Annotated in this window: 2 protein-coding genes; both read right to left on the bottom strand. The window is 59.6% G+C overall.

What is annotated here, in order from left to right; genetic code table 11:
* A partial coding sequence (locus tag JMY24_RS38055) for a response regulator (RefSeq protein ID WP_201704128.1) occupies positions 1 to 339 on the bottom strand: 339 nt, incomplete at its 3' end.
* Positions 340 to 348: 9 nt separating this feature from the next.
* Positions 349 to 1,188 (bottom strand): sensor histidine kinase (locus JMY24_RS38050; protein ID WP_201704126.1); only part of this gene is annotated, 840 nt, incomplete at its 5' end.

Below are 1,188 nucleotides of genomic sequence, written 5' to 3'. Positions count from 1 at the left end.
GCGTGGATCGAAGGGTTTCTCGCACCTCGGATATCTGGTGTAGGCAGGGTCGAGCGCGTCGGCGCCGTAGCCGGTGGTAAAGACGAAATGCACGCTGTGCTCAGCCAGCCAGTCCGCAATCGGGTATGACTTTTCGCCGTGCAGGTCCACATCGAGTACCGCGCCGTCGAAGTCTTCTTCGTGAGATCCGATGTACGCCAACGCCTGGTCCGCCCACCCGATCGGGCCCACGACCTTTGCGCCGGCCTCTTCAATCAGGTGGCAAAGCGCCTGTGCGACGAGGAAGTCGTCCTCGACGACCAGTATCCGGCGTCCCTGAAGTTCCGTACCCTGTCCCATCAGTTTCCCTTAGGTCCCATCATCAGCGAAGCGTCGCTTTCGTTCGAACGGCATTTCAATCCGGCATCCAATACCGTCGTCACCGAACATCAGTTCTGCCTTTGCACGCAACGAGTAGGCCAGCGCATGTTCGATCAACTGTCGTCCATATCCGCGCTTCGATGAATCGGGTGGGACTGCAAGGCCGCTCTCGCGCCACTCCAGCAACAGCAAGGGCCGTTCCTCGGTGTCTTCTACCTGCCACCGGATGTCAAGCCGACCTTGGCTATCTTTCAGTGCCCCGTACTTCATTGCATTGGTTGCCAGTTCGTGTATGGCCAGCGCGATGTTCTGTACACATTCAAGACCGAGGGGAACGCTCGGACCGGTAATAGCAATATTGCCAGCGTCAATCCCGGCAATTGCCTCGATCTCCATGCGCACGATATCGCCCAGATCGATGTGCTCGTCCGCCGCTTTTCCAAGGAGCCCCTGCAGACGCCCAAGGGCACGCAATCGCGAGATAAAGGATTCAAGCGACGGCTCCTTCTGCAACGTCTGACGCGCGATGGACTCGACGAGCGCGAGAAGATTGCGTGTGCGATGCTGGAGTTCCGCAATGAGGACTTTCTGGCGCGTTTCGGCGCGCGTAAGACCCGTGATGTTCAAGAACGTGATCACGGCCCCTTCCGGTCGGCGGTCACCATTCCGGTAGGGCGCGAGACGCACCAGATAGTTGATTGCCTTGTCCTCGCTGTCGATACGCCGCTCAATCACACCGCCTTCGGTCACCGTGCGCGCAATGTCGCTGTCAAAGTGAGGCATGTGCAGCGGGCTCGACAGGTCGGTGATGGGTCGCCCGCGGTCGCC

Source organism: Paraburkholderia kirstenboschensis (assembly GCF_904848585.1).
In the GTDB taxonomy this organism is placed as follows: domain Bacteria; phylum Pseudomonadota; class Gammaproteobacteria; order Burkholderiales; family Burkholderiaceae; genus Paraburkholderia; species Paraburkholderia kirstenboschensis.
The sequence above is the reverse complement of the archived record's forward strand: the minus strand, read 5'-3'. Positions and strand labels throughout refer to the sequence as shown.